Genomic DNA, 24219 nt, shown 5'->3' with positions numbered 1-24219 from the left:
TCAAGCCGTATCGCTCGCCGCTTCGCGCGCAGGCGCCGCGGCGTCCTCCCGCTCCCGGCTATCGGTCTGACCGCAATAGATGGCCTGCAGTAAAGGCCAGCGCTCGCAGATCTCGACCACCTCGGCATCCCGGCCGAGTTCCTGATAATGAAAATCCTGACTCTGCAGATGAAAACGTAAACGCGAGGTGTCTTGATGCATACAGTATGGATGAGATTGCGGGTCCGGTTGATCGCGGCGGCAAAGTTTTGCGCCGCTGGGGCGTGAGAATCAATCCGAACAATCTAAAGTAAACCGTTGATTATAAGAATCTATATTTGATATGTAAATATAATTGAAATCAGTTTAATTCAAACAAACAATAACGCAATCTATTCGGCAAATCGCTGATATTCGGCGCGCCGGCATGACGAACTGCCATCCCCTTGGCCGCGCAAGCCATTGATAGCAAAGCGGCATCTTGAAAAAACAATCCGGCATGAATGCCGGATGGAAATGCCACTTTTTAACCACAAAAAGACACAAAACACCCAATATGAATAATCATAAAGCATAAAAAAGTGTTGTATAAAATCACATGACAAAGGCCGCCCTGGAGGGGGGCCCTGGAAAAACGTCTTGCGCACCGCGGCGCTCAGTGCGCGGACGACTGGGAAAACAGATTGATCACCGCCACGCCGGCGATGATCAGCGCCATACCGGCCAGCGCGGCCGCGTCCAGCTTCTGGCCATACAGCAGCCAGGCGATCAGCGAAACCAGCACGATGCCGATGCCGGACCACAAGGCATAGGCGATGCCCACCGGGATTTCGCGCAAGGTCTGCGACAACAGGTAAAAAGCCAGCAGATAACCGCCGGCGGTCAACAGCGACGGCCACAGCCGGGTAAAGCCATCCGACGCCTTCAGCGCCGAAGTGGCCACCACTTCGGACAGGATGGCCCCCATCAGGAACAGCCAGACTTTCATCGATCACTCCACTGCGGCCGACAAGCCCCGCCGAGCGACAAAGCGCTCCCGCAGATGGTCGTACAGCCAGTTGAACACATAGGTGTAAGGCAGGAAAAACACAAAGAAGCCCAAATCCAGCAGGAAAGCCTGCCAGTAGCCGCTATCCAGCCACCAGGCGGCCAGCGGCACCAGCAATATCACCAGTCCGCCCTCGAAACCCAGCGCGTGCAGGCAACGCACGCCGGCGGTCCGCCGCCACCCAAAAAGACGCTCCACGCGCTCGAACAGCGCGTTGAACACCATGTTCCACAACATGGCCGCCGTCGACATCATCAAGGCCAGCGCGCCCATGTGCAGCACGTCCTTTTGCATAACCAGCGCCGCCAAAGGCACCAGCAACGCCATCGCGCAAGCCTCGTACAGCACCGCATGCAGTACTCGCTCGCCCAGTTTCTTGTTTGCCGCTTGCATCGATTTCTCCCGACTGCTGAAGTTCAATGCTTGGCATTATGATTGGCTTTCCGGATACTATAAAAATACCACTCATCGGTTAAACCGATATGACTCTCTCCGTCGACGCCCTCTCCGCCTTTGTCTACGCCGCCGAGCTCGGCTCCTTCTCGGCCGCCGCCAGGCGGCTGGGCAAAAGCCAGTCCACCGTCAGCGAAGCCATCGCCAATCTGGAAATCGACCTGAGCAACCTGCTGTTCGACCGCGGCACTCGCACGCCCACCCTCACCCCGGCCGGACGTCTGCTGCTGCCGCAAGCGCGCCAAATCATGACCGCCAGCCAAGACATGCAGCGACAGGCGGCCCAACTGAGCGCGGGCGTGGAAAGCCGACTCACCATCGTGCTGTCCGACACCTTCCAGTCCGAAACGCTGGAAAACGTCGCTTGTCGGCTGGAGGCGCGCTACCCGCTGCTGGAGCTGGAGTGCCTGGCCGGGGAGCAGGAAGACGTGCTGGACCTGATCTTGTCCGGCCGCGCCCAACTGGGCCTGGTCGGCGCGCTGGACCGCTATCCGCCGGATATCCGCCATCAGCGCCAGCGCGAGGCCAGCGAGCTGGCTCTGTTCGCCGCATACCGGCATCCGCTGGCGGGAATGGACCGCATCGACGAACAGCAACTGGCCCTGCATCGCCAGTTGCGGCTGAATACCTACAACGACAAGAACCCCGCCCACGCCGGCCAGCGGCAATGGTACGCGCCCAGCTACCTGATGCTGCTGGACATGGCGCGCCTGGGCGTGGGCTGGGCTGAACTGCCGTGCTGGCTGGTGAAAAGCTTTGGCGGCGGCGAGCTGAAACAGCTGGACGTGGCCGGCTGGCCCAAGCGGATGCCGGTAGACCTGGTGTGGGCCGCCAACAGGCCGCTGGGCGCGGCGGCCGGGTGGCTGCTGGAACAACTGGCGCGGCCGGCCGACGACGCTCAGCCAAATGGCCAGACATGAAGCGCCAGCGCCGCCAGCCAGCAAAACAGCCACAGCAGGTGCGCAGCCATCCATAGCCGGAACACGTTGGAATGTTCGAATGCCGGCCGCGCCCCCATCGGGACCAAAAGGCGCAGCATGATCCCGCCAGCCGCTCCCGGCAAAGGCAATAAATTGAATACCGCCATCTTGGCCGCGACCACCGGCAACATCGCCAGGAAGCCCGACTGCGCCGTCCAGTCCGACAGCGCGGCCAGCCAATGCTGCGCCTCGCCCCATGGCGGCAGCGCGCCGAACGGCAGTTGCGACCAGCCTGCGCGAAAACTATCCAGGCTCGCGCCCTCATTCAGGCAAGCCCCCAGCCAGAGCAGCGCCACGCAGCCGGAAGCGGCGACGATCAGCTGAATGGGAACGGCCTTGGCATCCAGGCAAACGCGTTCCGCCTCCTCCGGCCGGCGGTCAGCCAGCAGCGCCATCCGCACCCAGGCGGAAATCGGCAGCAAGCGCAGCTGCAGCTTGCCATTGCCGAACAACACCGGCCCGATGCCCACGCAATGCTCCCGCACCCGTATGCCATAAAACCTGGCCGCCAGCAGCAAAGCCAGCCAATACGCCAGATTGCAAACCGCGATCGCGGCCAGCAAACGTCCCCACCCCATCGTCGTCCTTCAAATTGATTCGGTTGATTGTCCGCGCCCATCTCGCCCGGCTGAAAGGACAGCCGTCGGCAAGCTTGCCGGCTCCGCCGCCTATCCTTGCCTGGCGCCCTTCCCACACACGCCCGCAAGGAGATGCAGATGAGCCAACCCGTAGTCACCGTGAAAAACCATTCCAGCCGAGACGTCTTCATCGAAGGCGATCCCAACTGGGATGACCAGACACTGCTGATAGACGGCCAGGCCGAGAGCGGCGCCTATCCGCTGGGGCCGGATCAGTCGGTCCAGTTGAGCGTGGACTGGAGCGGCCCCGGCAACGCCTACATGCTGGGCGTGATCTTCGCCGATGGCCCCGACTACGACTACGGCGGCGATGGCTTCTACCAGCTGACGCTGGGCCAGAACGAGGGCAGCGGCCTGCTAGGCGTCACGGAAAGCGACGGCCAGGCCAAGATCTCCTACAGCGTGAGCCAGCAAACGGCCTGGACCGTCAGCCTGGATTTCGCCGACGGCTGACGCCGGCGAGCGGAACGCGAAACCATAGACATAAAAAACCGGCCTTCGCGGCCGGTTTCGTTTCGACTTCACCAGAACTCAGGCCGGCGCCAGCGCCGCGTTCCACCCCTGCGGGATCGCCCCCAGCAGCTTCTTGGTGTAGCTGTCCTTCGGCTCGCGGTAGATCACGTCCGCATCCGCCTGCTCCACCACCTGACCCTTGTTCATCACCAGCACCTGGTCCGAGATGTGCTTCACCACCGCCAGATCATGCGAGATGAACAGGTAGGACAGCTTGTACTCGTCCTGCAGGTCCTGCAGCAGGTTCAACACCTGCGCCTGCACCGACACGTCTAGCGCCGATACCGATTCGTCGCAGATAAGCACTTCCGGCTTCAGCGTCAGGCAGCGCGCGATCGCGATCCGCTGCCGCTGGCCGCCGGAGAACTCGTGCGGGTACTTGGCCAGCGCGCCCGCCGGCAGGCCCACCTTGTCCAGCAGGTCCTGCGCCAGCTTGCGGCGTTGCCCGCCGTCCTGGCCGATGCCGTGCAGCAGCATCGGCTCGGTCAGGATCTGCTCGACGGTGAAGCGCGGGTTCAGCGACGCGTACGGGTTCTGGAAGATGATCTGGATCCGCTTCTTGTAGGCGTGGAACGCCTTGGCGCTCATGCCGATCAGGTCCTGGCCGTGGAACAAGGCCTTGCCGCCGGTGGCCTGGTGCAGCCGCACCAGCGTCAGGCCAACGGTGGTCTTGCCCGAGCCGGATTCGCCGACGATGCCCAGCGTCTTGCCGCGCGCCAACTGGAACGACACGTCCTTCACCGCGTGGAACTGGCGCTTGCCGAACAGCCCTTCGCGGATGTCGAAGCTCTTGCACAGCCCTTGCACGTCCAGCACGATTTCGTCGCCGGCGGCGTAGCCACGTGTCCTTTCGGCCGGTTCGACATAGCCGCCCGGCTGGAGGAAGTCGTCGATCACCGCCAGCCGCTCCGGGCGGCGGTCCAGGTGCGGCCGGCACGACAGCAGCGCCTTGGTGTAGGCGTCCTGCGGGTTTTCGAAGATCTGCTTCACCGTGCCTTGCTCGCGGATCACGCCGTGGCGCATCACGATCACTTCGTCGGCGAATTCGCCCACCACCCCCAGGTCGTGGGTGATGAACAGCACCGACATGCCGTGCTTCTTCTGCAGGTCGGCGATCAGTTGCAGGATCTGCTTCTGAATCGTGACGTCGAGCGCGGTGGTCGGCTCGTCGGCGATCAGCAGCTTCGGTTCGCAGGCGATGGCGATGGCGATCATCACCCGCTGCTGCTGGCCGCCGGACAGTTCGTGCGGGTAGGCTTTCACCCGCTTTTCCGGCTCCGGCAGGCCCACTTCGCGCAGCAGCTCCACCGCGCGCTTCCAGGCGGCGGAACGGCTCAAGCCGGCGTGAAGGGTCAGCGTCTCGACGATCTGCTCGCCGACGCTGAACACCGGGTTCAAGGAGCTCATCGGCTCCTGGAAAATCATCGCGATGTCCTTGCCGCGCAGCTTGCGCAGCTCGCCGCGCGACAGCCGCAGCAGGTTGCGGCCCTGGAACAGCAGTTCGGACGCCGGATCGATCTCGCTGGATTGCGGCGGCAGCAGCTGCATGATGGCCATCGACGTCACCGACTTGCCGGAGCCCGATTCGCCGACCAGCGCCACCGTGCGGTGGGCCGGAATGTCGAAGCTGACGCCCTTGAGCGCCTCGAAGCGGCCGCCGTCCTCCTGGCGGAAGCCCACCTTCAGATTGCGCACGGACAGCAAAGGTTTGTTGTTGCTCATCGGGTGATCCTCACTTTACCTTGGGGTCCAGCGCGTCGCGCAGGGAATCGGTCAGCATGCTGAACGCCGTCACCAGCACCGACATGAACACCACCACCATCGCCAGTTGCCACCAATAGCCCTGCAGCAACTCCTCCGGCACCTCGGCCAGCATCGATCCCCAGCTGACCTGGCGCACGTCGACGCCGAAGCCGAGGAAGGACAGGATCACCTCGTATTTGATCAGGCCGACCATCAGCAAGGAGAACTGCACCAGCAGCAGATGGGAGATATTGGGCAGGATGTGGACGAACATCCGCCGCGCGCTGCTGGCGCCGATGGCGTCGGCGGCCTGCACGAATTCGCGCGAGCGCAGCTTGATGAACTCGGCCCGCACCAAGCGGAACACCCCGGTCCAGGTGGTCAGCGACAGCACCAGCACCACGGTGCCCAGGCCGCGGCCGGCCACCGCGGCGAAAGCCAGCAGCAGCAGCATGTCCGGCATCGCGGTGAACACGCTGTAGAACCACATCAGGAAATCATCCACCTTGCGGCCGAAGAAACCGGCGCTGGCGCCCAGCACCGCGCCGATGACGATGGCCAGCAAGGAGCCGAAGAAGCCGACGAACAGCGAGGTGGAAGTGCCCTTGATCACCTTGTCCAGGATGTCGCGGCCGCGCTGATCGGCGCCGAAGGTGAGCGATTCCGCCTTCTTCACTTCCGGCACCACGTATTTGTCGCGGTTCTGACGGGCGCGCTGGGTTTCCGCCCAGATCGGGTCTTCCGCCGGTTTCAAGCCTTCCAGCGCCGGTTCGGCGGCCTTGGACTTGTGCACGGCGACCGACTTGTCCTGCTGGTAGATCGCGGTGGGCGGCGCGTAGGAAACGGCGATCTCGTCGTTCCAGCCGCGGCCGATCAGGCCCAGCCAGCTGGCCAGCGCCAGCAGCATGAAAGCCGCCACGATCCACAGCGACGCGAAACCGATGCGGTCGCGCTTCAGTCTTTGCCAACCCAGCGCCCACAGGCTGCGGGATGGCGCGGCCGGCGCGGCGCCGGCGGTATTCTGCAATGTCGTCATTTATCTCTCCCCCGCTCACTTCAACTGAACGCGCGGGTCGATCCACTTGTAGAGGATGTCGGCCAGCAGGTTGAACGCCATGGCGGCTGCGGCGATGGTGATGGTGATCGCCTTGATCACCGGGAAGTCGCTCTTGTCCACCGCGTTGAGCAGCTCGTTGCCCATGCCTGGAATGCCGAAGAAGCGCTCCAGCAGCATCGAGCCCAGCATCAGGAAGGGCAGCGACATGGTGATGTTGGTCACCACCGGGATCAGCGCGTTGCGCAGCACGTGCTTGAACAGCACCTTGGGTTCGGACAAACCCTTGGCGCGCGCGGTGCGCACATAATCGTGGTTCAGCTCCTCGACGATGAAGCTGCGGTAGAAGCGCACGCTGGGAGCCAGCGACACCAGCAGGCCCAGCAACAACGGCAAAGGCAGATAGACGAACAGATTGGCGACGATGCTGTCGTCGTCCCAGCCCATCACCGGGAACCAATCCAGCGCGAAGCCAAGCTGGTATTGGCCGACGATGATGTAGACCAGGGAGCTGATCGACATCGCCACCGTGCAGATCAGCGTGACCAGACGATCGGTCAGGCCGCCGCGGAAATAAGCCACCGCCACGGCGATGGGCAGCGCAGTGAACAGCTCCAGCACCAGCAAGCTGCCGGCCAGCAGCAACGAAGGGCCCACCCGGCTGGCCAGCGTATGCGCCACCGAATGCTGAGTGGCCCACGAGTTGCCGAAGTCATAGGTCAGCACTTGCTTGGCGAACAGCAGGAATTGCTCGGGCAGGCTCTTGTCCAGGCCCATCTGGGCGCGGAAGTTGGCCATCATTTCCGGCGTAAGGCGCTTGCCTTCCAGAATATAGGTGGGATCTCCGCCCACCCAGTTGAACAGCACGAACACCAGCAGCATGACGCCCAGCATGGTGGGGATCATCTGCCAGAGACGGCGAATGACATATGCAATCATGATTTTCCCTCGCTCAGGCGATCAGTGCGGCGCGACGTCCACATAACGCCAGAAACCGCCGAAAGTGGAAATGGGGTGGCGCTTGAAACCGCTGACGTAACCCTGGGTCAATTCGTTGTAAAAGCGGGTGACGCCCAGCACATAGGGCTGCTGCGCCGCGACCAGGCGGTTCATCTTGCTGTACAAGGCCTGACGTTCCGCTCCGTCCGGCAGTATCTGCGATGCGTCGTAGGCCTTGTCGTAAGCCGCCACCTGATAGCCCGCCAGATTGCCCTGGCCGATCAAGCGCGAGGAAAAGCTGGAGACGAAATCGTCGCCGTCCGGCGTCGAGGCCGACCCGCCCAGGCTCCACATCTGCAGCTTGTAGGCGTAAGCCGCCTTCAGGTTCTCATTCCACTTGGCGGTTTTGAAGCGCACTCTCACCTTGATGCTGTCAAAAGCCTTCTGCCAGATCTCATTGAACTGCTTGTCGGTCGCGGAGGACTGAGTGCCCTGCTCTATAACCAGCGGCTTGCCATTCGGCAGGGTGCGATAGCCATCCGGCCCGATCTTGTAACCGAACTCGTCAAGCAAGGCGTTGGCGGTAGCCGGGTCGTAAGGCACCTGTCCCTGGAAATGCGGATCAAAACCGACCATGCCGACAGGCACCAGCCCCTGAAGCGGAATGGCCTGATTGCCGTATAACAGAGGAATCACTTCCTTCTGCAACGGATAGGCCATGGCGATGGCGCGGCGCAATGCGACTTTGTCCTTGCCGTAACCGCCGATGACCGGATCTTTCAGATTGAAATAGGCGTAAGTGACATCCAAGCCGAGCGTATGGCTAAGCCGGATGCTGCGCTTGGCGAGCACCGGCCTCAGGGTGGTGTCGTAAGGGTCGGCCGGATTGATGTTCAACGCGGACTTCATCGCCGACTTAGGCACGTTGATCCAGTCCAGTTGCTTGTTCATGAAAGACAGCCAACGCGGCTGGTCTTCCTCGATGATGCGGATTTCCACCCGGCCCACTTGCGGCAAGGTCTTGCCCTTGAGCGACCGGTAGATTTCCGCGTCGCCCGGCTCGCTGCCCGGCGAGCCGTCGAACACCGTCTTGCGATAGCCCGGATTGGCCACCAGCACGATGCGGTTGCCCGGCTTCCACTCTTTCAGCATGAACGGACCGGTGCCGACCGGATGGGAAAGGGTGTCTTTGCTATAGGTCTCGATCACTTCGCGCGCCACCGCGCCGGAATCCTTGGCGGCGATGGTGTACAGGAATCCGAAATTCGGCTTTTTCAATACGATGCGCAGCGTGTAGCGGTCCAGCACCTGCAGGCCGGAAATCGGCGTGTCGTAATCGAACTTGCCGGTTTTAGCGGCTTTTTTGGATGCCTCTTCCAGGCCGGCGATGAAATCCATATAGGACGCGCCGCTGGGAGCGTTGTTCAGCGGATCGGCGAAACGCTTGAAAGTGTAGGCGTAGTCCGCCGCGGTCAACTCCCGCTTCTTGCCCTTGAACACCGGATCATCCGCAAAATAAATGCCGGGTTTCACCTTGAATGTAAAGACTTTGCCATCTGGCGATACCTCAGGCATCGCGCTGGCGGTATTGGGCACCACTTTCAACGGCCGGGCCAGGTAGTCATAGGTCAGCAGGCCGTCAAAGATGTTCTCGCCAACCGCCATGGAATAAACATCGTGCACTTTGACCAAGTCGAATCCGGTCTCTGGCGCGGAAAACGCCACCCTGAGCACTTTGCCGGGATCGGCCGCCTGGGCATGAGGCATGAGCGCGGCGCCCATCAGCAGCATGGGCAGCCATTTCAGGTGCTTCATATTGTTTTATCTCCTTCGTAGCGCAGGAGCTGTGATCAGCCCCCATCTTCTTGTCGCCGCCCAGAGGGCTGTGCCGAAGCAGCCATGAGCGGCGCGAATGAATGTAAAGCCAACATGCCAGGTAAATCAACAAAAAATTATCAAGATGGCATCAACAAAATTCAAATGCCAAAAGCATGACCATCAAGTGGCGCTGCGGCAGGCATGGTCATACCAGCGCTGCGGCAGCCAGCGGCGCAATAGCCAGTAGAGTTTGGTGGGGAAAGTCACCGGATAACGGGCCTTGGGCCGGCGGCTGGAAATCGCCCGCCACACCGCCTCGGCCACCGCGGTGGCCGGCAGCGTGAATGGCGCGGCGTGCCCCTCCTTTTTCAGCCTTTCCAGCTGTTTCTGGTAGTTGTCGCGGTGCACGCTGGCGTCGATATCGACATTCTTCAAGAAACGCGCCAAGGCGTTGGGGCGGAAACGGCTCTCTATCGGCCCCGGCTCCACCAGCGAAACATGGATGTCGGTGCCGTGCAGCTCATGGCGCAGCGTGTCGCACAGGCCCTCCATCGCGAATTTGCTGGCGTTGTAGGCGCCGCGCCAGCGCATCGCGGCGAAGCCCAGGATGGAGCTGTTGAACACGATGCGGCCGTGGCCCTGGGCGCGCATGACTTTCAGCACCGCGTTGGTCAGCTCCCACGGGCCGAACAGATTGGTCTCGAACTGCTCGCGCATCGCCTGGCGCGAAATGTCCTCCACCGCGCCCGGCTGGCCGAAGCCGGCATTGTTGAACAGCGCGTCCAGCCGACCGCCGCTTCGTTCCAGCACCTCGGCCAGCGCCGCCTGGATGGACGCGGGGTCGTCCACATCCAGCTGCAGGCACTCCAGTCCCTCCTCTCGCAGACGCATCGCGTCCTCTGGACGGCGGCAGCTGGCGAACACCCGCCAGCCGCGCTGGCTCAGCACTTTCGCGCTGTGGTAGCCGATGCCGCTGGAGCAACCGGTGATCAAGATGGAAGGCTGGATGTCTGGCATGAAAAACCTCGCGCGATGGGCAAACGTCCAACCCTACACCAATCGCCGCGGCGCCGGAATCGGCCACATGACAAACATCTGACAGCGGCACTGTCGTTTTGCCGTGGAATTGGACTAGAATGTCGGCCTGACACGCACGAGGAATACCGCCATGGCAAAAGCCGCCAAAGCGCCGGCCAGCTTCGAGAGCGCGCTGGCCCAGCTGGAGGACATCATCCAGGCGATGGACAGCGGCGATCTGCCGCTGGAAACAGCCCTTGCCTCCTACAAGCAAGGCACCGAATTGATCAAGTTCTGCCAGGCCAAGCTCGCCGACGCGGAACAGCAGCTGAAAATCCTGGAAAACAACGAACTGAAGGCGCTGGATCTGCCCAATGGCCAATGAAACCTTCATCGGCTGGATGACCGCCATCCAGCAGCACATGGAAGCGGCGCTGGAACGCCTGCTGCCCGCCGCCGACGCCGCGCCGCAGCGCCTGCACCAGGCGATGCGCTACGCCACGCTGGAAGGCGGCAAGCGGGTGCGCCCGCTGCTGGCCTTCGCCGCCGGCGAGCTGGTGGACGCCAAGCCGGAAAACCTGGCCCGCGTCGGCGCGGCGCTGGAAATGATCCACGCCTATTCGCTGGTGCACGACGACATGCCCTGCATGGACGACGATGTGCTGCGCCGCGGCAAGCCCACCTGTCACGTAGCCTACGACGAAGCCACGGCGCTGCTGGTGGGCGACGCGCTGCAAACCCGCGCCTTCGAGCTGATCGCCACGCCTCTGCCCGGCATCGCGCCGGCCAGCCAGCTGGAAATCGTCCGCATCCTGGCCCATGCGTCCGGCCACGCCGGCATGGCCGGCGGCCAGGCGATAGACCTGGCCAGCGTGGGCCAGCCGCTGACGCCGCCGGAGCTGGAATTCATGCACATGCTGAAAACCGGCGCGCTGATCCGCGCTTCGGTGCTGATGGGCGCGATGGCAGGCAGTGAACTGTCCGCCGCGGATAAAGAAGCGCTGGACGTGTTCGCCAAGCGCGTCGGCCTGGCCTTCCAGGTGGTGGACGATATTCTGGATTGCGAGGCCGACACCGCCACGCTGGGCAAGACCGCCGGCAAGGACGCCGCCCATGACAAGCCCACCTACGTCAGCCTGCTGGGCCTTGCCGAGGCCAAGCGCATGGCTAAGGATTTGCACGACCAGGCCTTCGCCGCGCTGCAGGGCTTCGGCCCGCGCGCCGACCGCCTGAGACAACTGGCCGACTACATCGTCGCCCGCTCGTTTTGAACCGCTCGTAAAGCCAGCAATCGAACCAGGGCGGCCCACCGCCCGGCGAGCCATACCACTGCAGACCAAACAATGTATCCGCTGCTAGAAAACATCAACAGCCCCGCCGACCTGCGGCAGCTGTCCCGCAACCAGCTGCCGCAGCTGGCGCGCGAACTGCGCGAATTCCTGGTGGAGACGGTCAGCAAGACCGGCGGCCACTTCGCGTCCAATCTGGGCAGCATCGAGCTGACCGTCGCCCTGCATTACGTGTTCGACACGCCGCACGATCGCCTGGTCTGGGACGTCGGCCACCAGACCTACCCGCACAAGATCCTGACCGGCCGCCGCGAGCAGATGGGCAGCATGCGCCAGTACGGCGGCCTGGCCGGCTTCCCCAAGCGCGAAGAATCCGAATACGACACCTTCGGCGTCGGCCATTCGTCCACCTCGATCGGCGCCGCGCTGGGCATGGCGGTGGCGGCCAAGACGCTGGGCGTGGAGCGCAAGAGCGTGGCCATCATCGGCGACGGCGCGATGACCGCCGGCCAGGCCTTCGAGGCGCTGAACAACGCCGGCGCGATGGACACCGACCTGCTGGTGATCCTCAACGACAACGACATGTCGATCTCGCCCAATGTCGGCGCGCTGAACAACTACCTGGCCAAGCTGATGTCCGGCCGCTTCTACGCGGCGATGCGCGAAGGCTCCAGCAAGGTGCTGGGCATCGCCCCGCCTTTGAAGGAAATCGCCAGCAAGGTGGAAGAGCACGTCAAGGGCTTCTTCACCCCGGGCACGCTGTTCGAGGAATTCGGCTTCAACTACATCGGACCGATCGATGGCCATGATGTGGACGTGCTGGTGGACACGCTGAAGAACATCAAGAGCCTGAAAGGCCCGCAGTTCCTGCACATCGTCACTAAGAAAGGCCAGGGCTACAAGCTGGCCGAGAATGACCCGGTCAAATACCACGGCGTCACCAAGTTCGACCCTGCCAACGGCCTCGCCGGCGCCAAGAGCGGCGGCGGCAAACCGCAATACACCCAGGTGTTCGGCGACTGGCTGTGCGACATGGCCAAGCTGGACAAGCGCCTGGTCGGCATCACCCCGGCGATGCGCGAGGGCTCCGGCATGGTGCGCTTCGAGAAAGAGCACCCGGACCGCTACTACGACGTGGCCATCGCCGAGCAGCACGCGGTGACTTTCGCCGGCGGCATGGCCTGCGACGGCCTGAAGCCGGTGGTGGCGATCTACTCCACCTTCCTGCAGCGCGGCTACGACCAGTTGATCCACGACGTGGCGCTGCAGAACCTGCCGGTGATGTTCGCGCTGGACCGCGCCGGCCTGGTCGGCGCCGACGGCCCCACCCATGCCGGCGCCTTCGACCTCAGCTTCCTGCGCTGCATCCCCAATATGACGGTGATCGCGCCGTCGGACGAAAACGAGTGCCGCCAGCTGTTGTACACCGCCTTCCAGCTGGACAGCCCGACTGCCGTCCGCTACCCGCGCGGCACCGGCCCCGGCGTGGAAATCCAGCAGCAGATGGCAGCGCTGCCGGTCGGCAAGGGCGTGGTTCGCCGCCAGGGCGGCAAGATCGCCATCCTGGCCTTCGGCAGCATGGTGCGCCCCGCCCTCGCCGCCGCCGAAGCGCTGGACGCCACCGTCGCCGACATGCGCTTCGTCAAGCCGCTGGACATGGAGCTGGTGCGCACGCTGGCAGAAAGCCACGAGCTGATCGTCACCGTGGAGGAAAACGTGGTGATGGGCGGCGCCGGCTCCGCTTGCCTGGAAGCGATGCAGGAAATGTGGCTGAGCACGCCGGTGCTGCAGCTGGGCCTGCCCGACGACTATGTCGAGCACGGCGACCCGGCGCTGCTGCTGTCCAAATGCGGCCTGGACGCCGCCGGCATCGAGGCCAGCATCCGCCAGCGTCTGGCCGGCTGATGGCGTCTCTGCCGCTTCCCAGCCTGGAAACCCGGCTGCAATTGCATGCCGAAACGGCGCTGTCTCTGGCCTGCGCCGCTCTGCTCACTCTGCTGTGGCACGGCGCGGGCCTGCATGCGCTGCTGCCGCGCCAGGGCGAGCAATGGCTGGCCTGGGCGGTGTTCTTCTGGCCGCTGTGGCGCACCGTGCGGCACATCCTGCGGCGGCCGCGCCAACGCCAATTGGGCGACCTGATCGGCCTTTACGTCGGCCTGGTGCTGCAATTCGCCGTGGTGTACTACCTGTTCGCGCTGCTGCTGACCGGCGGCAGCGCCTTCCACGGCATGACGGCGCTGTACGACGGCCAGGGCGGCTTCCTGCCCGGCTTCTACGGCCACGCCGCCTTGCTGTTCCTCGATTGCTTCCACCTGTCCATCGCCACCGCCGCCACCGTCGGCTATGGCGACATGTACCCCACCTACTGGCCGGTGCGGCTGCTCGCCGACTTGCAGATCATCTTCACCAGCGCGCTGGTGATCATAGGCTTCGGCCGCCATTTCTCCGGCCAGGGTCCGCGCGGCGCCGGCAAGCAAGCCGACTGACGCCGCGCCGGCCCGGCGAAACCGACACCATCGCCGCCCGCGCCGCGCGCCCATGAAAAAGCGGCCGGACTTTTCAGTCAGGCCGCTCTTCAGACAAAGCGGGAAATCAACGCGCCGGAATGGCTTTCAGCACCGCCTGCAGCAACTGCCAGGCCTTGCCTACCGACTCCACTTCCACTCGTTCGCCCGGCGCGTGCGCGCCGCGGATGTTCGGGCCGAAGGACACCATGTCCAGATTCGGGTATTTGGCGCCCAGGATGCCGCATTCCAGGCCGGCGTGGATCACCTGCACCTCGGCTTCGCCGCCGAATTCCTGGCGGAACACGTCCTTGAACAAGGCCAGCAGCTTGGAGCCCGGGTTCGGCGCCCAGCCCGGGTAGCCGCCTTCCATTTCCACCTTGAACGCGGCAAGCTTGAACAGGCTTTCCACTTCGCGCGCCAGCATCCAGGTGCCGGAATCCAGCAGGGAGCGCACCATCAGGTTGGCGAAAACCTTGCCGTCGGCCACGGTGACCACGCCCAGGTTGTTGGAGGTTTCCACCACGCCGTCCACGCGCTGGCTCATGCGCTTGACGCCATGCGGCGCCGCATGCAGCGCGGACAGAATGGCGGCTTGGTCGGCGCGAGCCAGCACGCCGGCAGCGGCGGCGGCTTCGGACAACACCGCCACGCCTTCGTCGACGCCAGCCAGTTCGAAACGCATCAGCGCCTGGAAGGCATCCAGCTTGGCCGCCACCTTGGCGGCGTCGGCGGCCGGATAGGCCACCACCGCGAAGGCCTCGCGCGACAGCGCGTTGCGGGCCGTGCCGCCCTTGAGCGTGGCCAGGCGCAGTTCGGTTTCCGCCTCCAATTCACGCAGCAGGCGGATCAGGATCTTGTTGGCGTTGCCGCGGCCCAGGTGGATGTCGGCGCCGGAGTGGCCGCCCTTCAGGCCTTTGATGGTCAGGCTCGCGGTCTGGAAGCCGGCCGGCACGGTCTCAACCGCGTATTCGCGGCTGACATTGACATCCACGCCGCCGGCGCAGCCCATGTAGAACTCGCCCCACTCTTCGGTATCGATATTGATCAGGTACTGGCCTTGCAGCAGGCCGGTCTCCAGGCCCAGCGCGCCGCCCATGCCGGCCTCTTCGTCCAGCGTCAGCAGCACTTCCACCGGGCCGTGGGCCATGTCGTCGCCGGACAATACCGCCATGCCCAGCGCCACGCCGATGCCGTTGTCGGCGCCCAGCGTGGTGTTTTCGGCGATCAGCCAGCCATCTTTCAATACCGGGCGGATCGGGTCTTTGAAGAAGTCGTGCTCGGTGCCGCTATTGGCCTGGCACACCATGTCCAGGTGGCCTTGCAGCACCACGCCGGCGCGGTCTTCATAGCCCGGCGTGGCCGGCTTGCGGATGATCAGGTTGCCCACCTTGTCGACGACGGTTTCCAGGCCGCGCAGCTCCGCCCAGCCTTTCATGTAGTCGCGCACCTGTTCCTCGTGCTTGGACGGGCGCGGAATGTCGCACAGGGTTTGGAAGTGTTCCCAGACGGCTTTGGGTTCGAGTTGGGCGATATCGGTCACAACGCATTCCTTGATTCAGTTCGCGGCGCGCGGTCAGCCGCGTCGCCGGGCACAACATTCGCCATCGCGGCGAAAGCTGGAAATATGATGAAACGCCGCTGCGCGGGGAGAAATCCCGGCCCGCCGACGGCGCTTGCAAATCCGTCACGTTAGCGGATGTGCAATGAAGAGAAAGCATACCCCGGCTTGTCTGGAATGGAAAGAATTCCAAGCAAAATCATGGCGGCAGCAGGCCATGCGATGCAGCACCACCCATGCAGAAGGCATTAAACATGCGAAAATTGCATGGATACATGCAAGGTGGCCGCCAGCCCCCTCGAAGCTGGCAGCCGACCAGATGCAGCCCTTACAGGCTGAAATGCAAGGAGGAAACCAAGGCGCCGGGCAGCAGTTTGCTCTGGGTGGCGCGGCCGCCGTAGCTGCTGGCGTCCGCCAGCAATTCGCGCTCGGCGGTCAGCGCCTCCAACTGCCCGCCCAACAGATCGAACAGGCTATCGTCGAAACGCATCACGCCCAGCGGCGCGACGATCTTGCCGCCCTCCACCCAGAAACAGGCGAAACGCGTCATGCCGGTGATGCGGCAAGCGGCCCGGTCGGAAAAGTTCAGGTACCACAGATTGGACAGGTACACCCCGGTGCCCAACGCTTCCAGCGCCTGCTGCTGCGGCAAGGCCCCCGCCTCCATCCGCAACGATTCCGCCATCTCATGCGCGCCGGCATTGGGCGCCAAGCCGAACTCGCCGGCGCTGCGCGGCCCGATCAGGCTGTTGCGGTGCGCGCCGCCGACGATCAGGCCCACCTGATCCGGCTTGATGAAGCCATCGCTCTGGAACATCGGCGCCAGGCCGGCCGCGGCATCCTCCGTCAACGTCACCAACGGCGACAGGCCGACTTCGCCGGCGGCCAGCTTCAACAAGGGGCTGCGCTTGGAACGCACCTCTTTTTCCGACAGGCCGCCCCAGCTGAGCATGGACAACAGGCTGCCCAGCGCCGAAGGCGTGAAATAAGCGCGATAACAGCCCGGCTCCAGCGTCTTGGGCGGCAACTTCAGCCACTCCAGCTGCGCCGCCGCCTCGTCGATGGCGCCGCGCAGCCGGCCCGCGTCCCATTCGCCGCCGGCCATGCTGCGCTTCACGGCCTTGTCGCCAAACGCATGCAGGCTCCAGTCGAAATTCCAGCTGCCGCCCTGCTGCCAATTGAATTGGCCCAGATGATTGGCGAAGCCGAAGCTCATCTCGCCGGCTGCCAGAATGCCGACCAAGTCATGCCCGCGCGCGGCGGCCAGGATATCCTCCGCCATGGCCGCGCCGTCCGGCAGCGCCGCAGCGGACAGCCGTTCGCTGTCCTGCGGCTTGTCGTTCAGCAACAGGAAGGGATCATCCTCCACATCGTCCAGCGCCGCGCGCAAGGCCGGCAAGCTGCTCTCCAGCAAGGCCAGATCGTGGTCGTCGCCGGATAGCGACAGCTGCTGCGTGACCTGGCGGCTTCCCCGCAGCAGGCGCACATCCAGATACGCCTGCCGCACCGAGCCGGCCTGCCGCACCTTGCCATGGTTGAACCTGACGAAATCGGTGGACTCGGCCTCCAGCCACAGGGTAAAGCCCTCGCCCTCCCGCAGCTGCCGCTTCAGCTCGTTCGCCAATAATTTGAAATGCGCCCGCATCACGCCGCTCCTCCGAATACATCCACCTCGCCGAACACGCAGGCCGGCGAAGCGTGGCCCACTCTCACCACCTGGTTGGGCTCGCCCTTGCCGCAATAAGGCGTTCCCAGCACCGACAGCGTAGACTCGTCGCCCACCGCCCGCAGCGAGCGCCAGAAATTGGCGGAAATGCCGCGGTAATTGGGATTGCGCACCACGCCCTTCAATTCGCCGTCTTCTATCAACTGGCCCCATTCGCAGCCGAACTGGAACTTGTTGCGCGAATCGTCGATCGACCAGCTGACATTGGTCTGCATCAGCACGCCGCGCTCCACGCCGGCCACCAGCTGTTCGAAAGTCTTGTCGCCGGGTTCGACATTGAGGTTGGCCATCCGGTCTATCGCCGGCCGGTTCCAGTTGCAGCCGCGGCTGTTCGCCACCCCGTCCAGCGCGATCCCCTCCAAGCCGGCCCGGGCCGAAGAGATGTCGCCGCCCAGCGGCCGCTCCAGCACGCCGTTCCGGATCAGCCACGTCTTGTCGGCGGCCTTGCCGTCGTCGTCCCAGCCATAGCTGGCCAATTCCTGGCGGCGCAGCGGATCGAAGGTGACGTTGAGCAGGCTGGAGCCGTACTGGTAATGGCCGAACATGTCCAGGGTGACGAAGCTGGTGCCGGCGTAATTGCGCTCGTCGCCCAGGATGCGGTCCAACTCCAGCGGATGGCCTATGCTTTCGTGAATCTGCAGCATCATCTGCTCCGGCATCAGCAGCAGGTCCATCTTGCCGCTCGGGCAATTGGGCGCATGCAGCAGCTGCAAGGCTTCGTCGGCGACGCGGCGGCCGGCGCCGGCCAGGCCGGCCTCCGCGATCAACGCCTCCTCCGCGCCCTGGCGCGCCATGCCGCCATACTGGCCGCCCAGGCTGCGCGTCTGCACTCGGCCGTCGGCGAAGGCCGTCACCGTCAACGACGGCGTCAGCATGCGGAAACGCTGCTCCGCCTCGCCGCCGCGCGACGTCAGGTAGAGCTGGCGGATGTCCTGCCGCACCAGGCCGGCCGACCAATCCACGATGCGCGCGTCCTCGCCCTTGGCCGCGGCAGATTCCTCCATCAGCAAACCCAGCAATTCAGCGCGGCGCCACGGCGCCTCGCTCTCGCTGCCCGGGCCGGCGTAGCGGCCGGACGGGCTGGGCAACTCGACTTGGCGGTAATCGAACACCCCGCAGCCGGCCGTGGCGCGGGCCCACGCCTTCGCCCGCGCGAAAGCGGCGCGCAGGCCGGCCTCGCTCAGGTCGGCGGTGGCCGCATAGCCATAGCCGCCGCCATCGATCACGACGATCATCGCGCCGCGGTCGTGGCTGCGGCTCAACGGCTGCTGCCGCCCCTGCCGGACATGCAGCCGTTCGCGGTCTTCCTCCACGTAGCGCAGCGAACAAAAATCCGCCTGCGGTTGCAGCGCCAGGAAGCGCTGCCGGATGGTTTCAAGCATGGGCAAAACTCCATGTGATGTCGGCCTGGGCCGCAATGTCAATGGCATTGATACTAATCAGCCGCATGTCCCGCTGTCCATACCTATTTCCATTGCCCAAGCGGCAGGCGCGCGCGTCCGCGCGGCCCGCCGCGTCCACGGCTACAAGCCCAGATCGCTCAAACCTGGATGGTCGTCCGGACGACGGCCCAGCGGCCAGAAGAACTTGCGCTCGGCTTGCGCAATCGGCATGTCGTTGATGCTGGCGTGGCGGTCGGTCATCAGGCCGTCGGCGCCGAAGGCCCAGTTCTCGTTGCCGTAACTGCGGTACCACTGGCCGGCGTCGTCATGCCATTCGTAGGCGAAGCGCACCGCGATGCGGTTGCCGTCGAATGCCCATAACTCCTTGATCAAACGGTAATCCAGCTCGCGTTTCCATTTGCGCGCCAGCAAGGCCTCGGCTTCGGCCCGGCCCTGAGGAAAGTCGACGCGGTTGCGCCAGCGGGTATCCACGCTGTAGGCCAGCGCCACCCGGGCCGGATCGCGGCTGTTCCAGCCATCTTCGGCCAGGCGGACTTTCTCGATCGCGGTCTCGCGAGTGAACGGCGGCAGCGGCGGGCGGTTTTCCATGATGTTTCCTTTTCAGGTTAAGTAGACAGATTTGTCTACACGCAAACCAGTCTAGACTTAAGTAGACAACTCTGTCTACAATCACTTTCATGAAACCGAATCCATCCAGCGGCATCGCCGCGCTGCCGGCGCGGGAACGCATCCTCGCCACCGCGCACCGCTTGTTCTACCGCGAAGGCCTGCGCGCCACCGGCATAGACCGGCTCATCGCCGAATCCGGCGTCAGCAAAGTGACGTTTTATCGCCACTTCCCCAGCAAGCACGACTTGATACAGGCCTACCTGGAACAACGCCACCAGCAATGGATGGCGGGCTTTCGCGCCGCGTTGGCGCGCCATGCCGCCGACGGCGCCATGGCGCTGGCCCAGGCGCTGCGGGAATGGTTCGCCTCCGACGACTTTCGCGGCTGCGCCTTCATCAACGGCGTCGGCGAAATGCCGGCCGAAGCGGAGCTGGCCGAGGCGGCGCGCCGGCACAAAAGCGAAATGCGCGATGCGATCGCCGCGCTGCTGCCGGCCCGCCCGGCCCCAGCCGGCTTGGCAGACATGCTGGCGCTGGCAGCCGACGGCGCCATCGTGCGCGCGCAGATCGACGGCCGGCCGGAAGCGGCGCTGGCGGCGCTGGAAGGCTTGATCATGAAACTGGCGGGGTGACGCGGGCGGCGGCGCCGTGATAGTTTCAAACGGAACGAAACGCCGGAGAACAATGCATGGAACACGCGCTGTATCGCCTGCTGGACGCGCAGCAGGTCCGCTATCAACGCTTCGAGCATCCGCCGGTCTATACCTGCGAAGAGGCCGCGCGACTGATTCCAGACCTGCCCGGCGCGGAGTGCAAAAACCTGTTTTTATGCGACGCCAAGGGCCGCCGGCATTTTCTGGTGGCGGTGCCGGCCGCGGCCGGAGTGGACATCAAGGCCCTGGGCGAAACGCTGGACGCCAAAGGGCTGCGTTTCGCCTCGCCGGAAAGGCTGAAGCGCCACCTGGGGCTGGAGCCCGGATCTGTGACGCTGCTGGCGGCGGTCAACGACCGCGACGACGCGGTGCAGGTGGTGGTGGACGCCGAACTGTGGGCGGCGGAGGCCATCCTATGCCATCCGCTGGTGAATACCGCCACGCTCAGCGTGCCGGTGGCCGACCTGGAGCGGCTGTTGCGGCACTGCGGCCACCCGCCGCGGGTGTTGGCGGTGCCGCGGCGCGATAGCCGCTAGTCGGCCAAACCCAGCCGCTCCCGCAGCAGGGCCGAGGCCCATTCGACGAAAACCTGCACCCGCCGCGACAAATGGCGCCGGTGCGGATACAACACCGACACCGGCATCGCCGGCGGCGGCCAGTCGGCCAGCACCTCAACCAGCCGCCCGGCGGCCACATGCGGCGCCGCATCGTAGCGCGGCAACTGGATCAGGCCCAGTCCGGCCAGCGCGCAGGCCAGATAGGTTTCCACCTGGTTGACACTGATTTTGGCGCTCAGCGCCCTCTCCTGCCGCTCGCCGTCGCGCTGCCACTCCCAGGCGAACACCTTGCCGCTGGACGGCGACGCGTAGTTCACCGCCTGGTGCCGCGCCAGATCGTCCGGGCTGCGCGGTTCGCCGAAACTCGCCAGGTAGGCCGGGCTGGCGTAATTGCCTTGCGCCAGCATGCCCACCCGCCGCGCCACCAGCCGCGACTCGCCAAGCTGCCCCACCCGGATCACGCAATCCACCCCTTCCTGAATCAGGTCCACCGGGCGGTCGGTGACGCCCAGCTCCAGCTGGATGTCGGGGTACTGGCGGAAAAACTCCGGCAACGCCGGCGCCAGCACCTGGCGGCCTATCGGCCCCGGCACGTCTATGCGCAGCTTGCCGCGCGGATTGGCCCCCTGCTGGCTGAACAAGGCCTCGATTTCCTCGAAATCGGCCAGCAGCTGCTGGCAGCGTTCGTAGAAGCCGCTGCCGTCCAGCGTCAATTGCACCCGGCGCGTGGTCCGGTGCAAAAGCCGCACGCCCAGCTGCGCCTCCAGTTGCTGCACCGCGCTGGACACCGTGGCGCGCGGCAGCTGCATCTGCTGCGCGGCCTTGGTGAAGCCGCCGGCATCCACCACGGTGGCGAATACCTGCATCGCCTGAATCCGGTCCATGCCTGCTCCAATTAGATCGATTTTATGGATAGTGTAATCAAAATCATCATATTTATCAGGAGATATCCAAACAATACACTGCGAAGCGTCAACACCCGCCGCGACATGCGGCACAGCCAACGGAGCAGCAAACATGAGCCAATCCCACTTCGCAGGAAAAGTCGCGCTGGTAGTCGGCGCATCGCGCAATATGGGCCGCGCCTTCGCCGAGGCGCTGGCCGCCGACGGCGCCGCCGTCGCCATCCACTACAACAGCGCCGGTTCCCGCGCCGGCGCGGAAGAAGCCGCCGCCCAGATCCACGCCGCCGGCGGCCAGGCTTTCGCCGTGCAGGCCGACATCACCAAGACCGCGGAAGTGCGCCGCCTGTTCGACGCGGTGGAAGCGCGCTTCGGCCATCTGGACATTCTGATCAACACCGCCGGCATGATGGTGAAAAAGCCGGTCACCGAGGTCAGCGAGGAAGAGTTCGACGCCATCTTCGCCCTGAACACCAAGGCAGCCTTCTTCTGCCTGCAGGAGGCCGGCCGCCGCCTGCGCGACAACGGCCGCATCCTCAGCATCGGCACCTCGCTCTTGGCCGCCACCACCGGCTACTACGGCGTCTACGCCGGCAGCAAGGCGCCGCTGGAGGACTTCACCCGCGCGCTGGCCAAGGAAGTGGGCCAGCGCGGCATCACCGTCAACGTGGTGGCGCCCGGCCCGATGGACACCGAATTCTTCTACGCGGTGGAAACCCCGGAAACCGTGGCCTACCTGAAACTCGCCAGCATCAACGGCGAGCTGGGCCAGGTGGCGGACCTGGTGCCGCTGGTCAAGCATCTGGTTTCCCCGGAAAACCGCTGGACCACCGCCCAAACCCTGTTCATCAATGGCGGCTTCGTCTCGCGCTGAACCCGGCAGCCTGCGCCGCGAACCGTCCGTCCCGGGCGGTTTTTTCTTGCGCGGCCACGCATCGGCCAGCCTCGCGCAGCCGAGCCGCCGCCCGCATCGCGCAAACATCATTTTGCGTGACTTGCCAGACTCGGCGATGTTCTGCATGATGGCTGATTCGTTGTCGATACCACAGAAGCCAGCATGTCCGATATTCTCAACACCATCATCGCCACCAAGCATGAGGAAATCGCCGCGGCGCAAAGCGGCCGCCCGCTCGCCAGCGTGCGCGCCGACGCCGAATCCCGCGGCGACCGCCGCGACTTTGTCGCCGCCATCCGCGCCAAGCATGCGCTGGGCAAGGCCGCCGTGATCGCCGAAATCAAGAAGGCCAGCCCGAGCAAGGGCGTGATCCGCCCCGACTTCGACCCGGCCGCCATCGCCGCCAGCTACGCCAAGCACGGCGCGGCCTGCCTGTCGGTGCTGACCGACCGCCAGTATTTCCAGGGCGACGCGAGCTTCCTGGAAGCCGCCCGCGCCGCCTGCCACCTGCCGGCGCTGCGCAAGGACTTCATCGTCGACGAATACCAGATCTACGAAGCCCGCGCGATGGGCGCCGACTGCATCCTGCTGATCGCCGCCGCGCTGGAGCTGCCGCAGATGCAGGCATTCGAGGCGCTGGCCGACGAGCTGGGCATGGCGGTGCTGGCCGAAGTGCACAACGAGGCGGAGCTGGATGCCGCGCTGCAGCTGAAGACCGAGCTGATAGGCGTCAACAACCGCAATCTGCGCAGCTTCGAAGTGAGCCTGGCCACCACGCTCAAACTGCTGCCGCGCATCGACAACGGCCGCATCGCCGTCACCGAGAGCGGCATCGCCGGCGTCGACGACGTGCGCCTGATGCGCAGCAGCGGCGTGCACAGCTTCCTGGTGGGCGAAGCCTTCATGCGCGAAGCCGAGCCCGGCGAGGCGCTGGCGCGGCTGTTCAGCCAGCAGCCCTGATGCGAACGGGCGCCTGACGGCGCCCGCTGCTTTCCTTCCTTATCCTGCTTTCCGCTATCTGGCCGGCGAGAAAGCCCCCAGCCGCAAGGCTTCCTGCTGGCTGAAGCGCTGCGCCTGCAGCTGGCTGACCGCCTGCTGGCGCTGCTGATCGCTCAGTTGGCCGTTTTGCAGAATGGCCGCCCGCTCGCGATTGAAATCGGCCACCCGCTGCTGCCAGGCGGCCTCCTCCTTGTCCAGCGACGCCAGCCGGTCGGCAGCGGCCTGCCCCACCATGCCGGCCCGCAGCGCGTACAGTTCCTGCTCGCCGCCGCCCCGCTTGCGCAATTCGGCTTCGGCCTCCGCCAGCTGCAGATGCTTGACCGGCTCTTCACGCGCCGCGCGCAAGGCCGGCGGCAGCTGCTGCTCCAGCAGCGCGATCTGCCGCTGCTTTTCCGCCGCGCTCAAGGCCGAATTGGCCAGAATGGCCAGCCGCTTGGCGGTGAAAGCGTCGTAACGGTCCTCATCGCCGAACAAACCCTCCACTTCCGCCTGCGAGAAGTACTGCAGCCGCAGCGACTGCGCCCGCGCCAGCCGCTGCGCCAGGTCGCTGCTCGCCGCCACCGCCATCCCCGCCAGCGACTGGCGGTAAGCGACGTAGCGGTCGAACAGCGCCATCGCCTGCTTCAAGGCGCCGGCGGACAAGGTGCGCTGCAGATAGGCGCGCAGCTCGGCGCGGATCGCCGGCAGCTCGCGCTCGCCCAACGCGGCCAGATAGTAGTCGAACAGGCGGCGCAGCTCCTGATTGACCTGCAGCGCGCCGTCGGCCGCAGCCTTGACCGCGCCATCCGGCCGCGTGCCGCGCAGGGACGGCGCGAAACCGCCGTCCTTGCCGGCCTGCGCCGAGGCAGGAGCGGTTTTCTGCGCCTGCGGCCAGGCCTGCCAAACCAGCAGGCCGGCGCAGACGCCCGTCAAGCCAAGCAACAGACGGGCCTTGCGCAT

Annotated in this window: 25 protein-coding genes; 10 read left to right on the top strand and 15 right to left on the bottom strand. The window is 64.8% G+C overall.

Translation table 11 applies throughout. The features are described from left to right. The 3 genes from bcsR to U6115_RS11900 all read right to left on the bottom strand — a co-directional run bounded on the left by bcsR (nt 1) and on the right by U6115_RS11900 (nt 1420). On the bottom strand, nt 1–201 hold the full coding sequence (gene bcsR, locus U6115_RS11910; RefSeq protein ID WP_043573760.1) for a BcsR/BcsP family cellulose biosynthesis protein: 201 nt from the start codon (nt 199–201) through the stop codon (nt 1–3). Between the two features lie 433 nt (nt 202–634). Then, nucleotides 635–967 carry a DMT family transporter gene (locus U6115_RS11905; RefSeq protein ID WP_043573758.1) on the bottom strand — a complete coding sequence of 111 codons (333 nt, stop codon included), beginning with the start codon at nt 965–967 and terminating at the stop codon, nt 635–637. A gap of 3 nt (nt 968–970) precedes the next feature. Further along, nucleotides 971–1420, bottom strand: coding sequence for a multidrug/biocide efflux PACE transporter (locus tag U6115_RS11900; RefSeq protein ID WP_043573756.1), 450 nt, complete (start codon nt 1418–1420; stop codon nt 971–973). Nucleotides 1421–1509: 89 nt separating this feature from the next. Here U6115_RS11900 and U6115_RS11895 point away from each other — a divergent pair, with 89 nt between their 5' ends. Continuing rightward, nucleotides 1510–2400: a LysR family transcriptional regulator gene (locus tag U6115_RS11895; RefSeq protein WP_043573754.1), complete on the top strand. Its 891-nt coding sequence runs from the start codon at nt 1510–1512 to the stop codon at nt 2398–2400. Here U6115_RS11895 and U6115_RS11890 read toward each other — a convergent pair. After that, nucleotides 2379–3038, bottom strand: a complete 660-nt coding sequence (locus U6115_RS11890; protein ID WP_146008302.1) for a hypothetical protein — start codon at nt 3036–3038, stop codon at nt 2379–2381. The two genes, U6115_RS11895 and U6115_RS11890, sit on opposite strands and share 22 nt — an antisense overlap. Before the next feature lie 138 nt (nt 3039–3176). Between U6115_RS11890 and U6115_RS11885 the strand changes: the two genes are divergently transcribed. Further along, nucleotides 3177–3551: a hypothetical protein gene (locus tag U6115_RS11885; protein WP_043573750.1), complete on the top strand. Its 375-nt coding sequence runs from the start codon at nt 3177–3179 to the stop codon at nt 3549–3551. Between the two features lie 78 nt (nt 3552–3629). On the opposite strand, the gene U6115_RS11880 is transcribed toward U6115_RS11885, so the two are convergent. The 5 genes from U6115_RS11880 to U6115_RS11860 form a co-directional block, all read right to left on the bottom strand. After that, nucleotides 3630–5333 (bottom strand): ABC transporter ATP-binding protein, encoded by a 1704-nt coding sequence (locus U6115_RS11880; RefSeq protein ID WP_043573748.1) that lies wholly within the window; start codon nt 5331–5333, stop codon nt 3630–3632. A gap of 10 nt (nt 5334–5343) precedes the next feature. Continuing rightward, a complete protein-coding gene (locus tag U6115_RS11875) occupies nt 5344–6390 on the bottom strand; it encodes an ABC transporter permease (RefSeq protein ID WP_043573746.1) in 1047 nt (348 codons plus the stop codon). A gap of 15 nt (nt 6391–6405) precedes the next feature. Next, nucleotides 6406–7347, bottom strand: a complete 942-nt coding sequence (locus U6115_RS11870; protein WP_043573744.1) for an ABC transporter permease — start codon at nt 7345–7347, stop codon at nt 6406–6408. A 21-nt stretch (nt 7348–7368) separates the two neighbouring features. Then, the gene (locus U6115_RS11865) at nt 7369–9162 is read right to left on the bottom strand and encodes an ABC transporter substrate-binding protein (RefSeq protein ID WP_043573742.1); all 1794 of its coding nucleotides are present in this window, start codon (nt 9160–9162) and stop codon (nt 7369–7371) included. A gap of 183 nt (nt 9163–9345) precedes the next feature. Next, a complete protein-coding gene (locus U6115_RS11860; RefSeq protein WP_043573740.1) occupies nt 9346–10182 on the bottom strand; it encodes an SDR family oxidoreductase in 837 nt (278 codons plus the stop codon). 151 nt (nt 10183–10333) lie between these two features. On the opposite strand from U6115_RS11860, the gene U6115_RS11855 reads away from it, so the two are divergent. From U6115_RS11855 to U6115_RS11840, 4 genes are all read left to right on the top strand, one after another. Continuing rightward, nucleotides 10334–10567 carry an exodeoxyribonuclease VII small subunit gene (locus U6115_RS11855; protein ID WP_043573738.1) on the top strand — a complete coding sequence of 78 codons (234 nt, stop codon included), beginning with the start codon at nt 10334–10336 and terminating at the stop codon, nt 10565–10567. After that, on the top strand, nt 10557–11453 hold the full coding sequence (locus U6115_RS11850) for a polyprenyl synthetase family protein (RefSeq protein WP_043573736.1): 897 nt from the start codon (nt 10557–10559) through the stop codon (nt 11451–11453). Before U6115_RS11855 ends, U6115_RS11850 begins: the two co-directional genes overlap by 11 nt. A gap of 72 nt (nt 11454–11525) precedes the next feature. Continuing rightward, nucleotides 11526–13376, top strand: coding sequence for a 1-deoxy-D-xylulose-5-phosphate synthase (gene dxs, locus U6115_RS11845; protein ID WP_043573734.1), 1851 nt, complete (start codon nt 11526–11528; stop codon nt 13374–13376). Continuing rightward, nucleotides 13376–13957 (top strand): potassium channel family protein, encoded by a 582-nt coding sequence (locus U6115_RS11840; RefSeq protein WP_043573732.1) that lies wholly within the window; start codon nt 13376–13378, stop codon nt 13955–13957. The genes dxs and U6115_RS11840 overlap by 1 nt, the downstream gene beginning before the upstream one ends. Before the next feature lie 106 nt (nt 13958–14063). Here the strand turns inward: U6115_RS11840 and U6115_RS11835 are convergent, their stop codons facing one another. The 4 genes from U6115_RS11835 to U6115_RS11820 form a co-directional block, all read right to left on the bottom strand. Continuing rightward, entirely contained in the window at nt 14064–15518 is a 1455-nt protein-coding gene (locus U6115_RS11835) for an aminoacyl-histidine dipeptidase (protein ID WP_043573730.1), read from the bottom strand. Between the two features lie 346 nt (nt 15519–15864). Beyond that, entirely contained in the window at nt 15865–17181 is a 1317-nt protein-coding gene (locus U6115_RS11830) for a metallopeptidase TldD-related protein (RefSeq protein ID WP_043573729.1), read from the bottom strand. After that, a complete protein-coding gene (locus tag U6115_RS11825) occupies nt 17181–18644 on the bottom strand; it encodes a TldD/PmbA family protein (protein ID WP_043573727.1) in 1464 nt (487 codons plus the stop codon). Before U6115_RS11825 ends, U6115_RS11830 begins: the two co-directional genes overlap by 1 nt. A 141-nt stretch (nt 18645–18785) precedes the next feature. After that, complete coding sequence (locus U6115_RS11820; protein WP_043573725.1) at nt 18786–19253, bottom strand: nuclear transport factor 2 family protein; 468 nt, start codon at nt 19251–19253, stop codon at nt 18786–18788. Nucleotides 19254–19342: 89 nt separating this feature from the next. Between U6115_RS11820 and U6115_RS11815 the strand changes: the two genes are divergently transcribed. Both U6115_RS11815 and U6115_RS11810 read left to right on the top strand, forming a co-directional pair. Then, nucleotides 19343–19906, top strand: coding sequence for a TetR/AcrR family transcriptional regulator (locus U6115_RS11815; protein WP_043573723.1), 564 nt, complete (start codon nt 19343–19345; stop codon nt 19904–19906). A gap of 56 nt (nt 19907–19962) precedes the next feature. Further along, nucleotides 19963–20463, top strand: a complete 501-nt coding sequence (locus U6115_RS11810) for a prolyl-tRNA synthetase associated domain-containing protein (RefSeq protein WP_043573721.1) — start codon at nt 19963–19965, stop codon at nt 20461–20463. Here U6115_RS11810 and U6115_RS11805 read toward each other — a convergent pair. Next, nucleotides 20460–21368: a LysR family transcriptional regulator gene (locus tag U6115_RS11805; protein ID WP_043573719.1), complete on the bottom strand. Its 909-nt coding sequence runs from the start codon at nt 21366–21368 to the stop codon at nt 20460–20462. The genes U6115_RS11810 and U6115_RS11805 overlap by 4 nt on opposite strands. A gap of 133 nt (nt 21369–21501) precedes the next feature. Here U6115_RS11805 and U6115_RS11800 point away from each other — a divergent pair, with 133 nt between their 5' ends. Then, entirely contained in the window at nt 21502–22260 is a 759-nt protein-coding gene (locus U6115_RS11800; protein WP_043573717.1) for an SDR family oxidoreductase, read from the top strand. 183 nt (nt 22261–22443) lie between these two features. Further along, nucleotides 22444–23241 carry an indole-3-glycerol phosphate synthase TrpC gene (gene trpC, locus U6115_RS11795; RefSeq protein WP_043573715.1) on the top strand — a complete coding sequence of 266 codons (798 nt, stop codon included), beginning with the start codon at nt 22444–22446 and terminating at the stop codon, nt 23239–23241. 54 nt (nt 23242–23295) lie between these two features. Here trpC and U6115_RS11790 read toward each other — a convergent pair whose 3' ends face one another. Continuing rightward, a complete protein-coding gene (locus U6115_RS11790) occupies nt 23296–24219 on the bottom strand; it encodes a lipase secretion chaperone (RefSeq protein WP_052257983.1) in 924 nt (307 codons plus the stop codon).

The sequence above is a fragment of the Chromobacterium subtsugae genome (assembly GCF_035919665.1).
Classification (GTDB): domain Bacteria; phylum Pseudomonadota; class Gammaproteobacteria; order Burkholderiales; family Chromobacteriaceae; genus Chromobacterium; species Chromobacterium subtsugae.
Note: the sequence above shows the minus strand (reverse complement) of the source record. Positions and strands in the feature narration are given on the sequence as shown.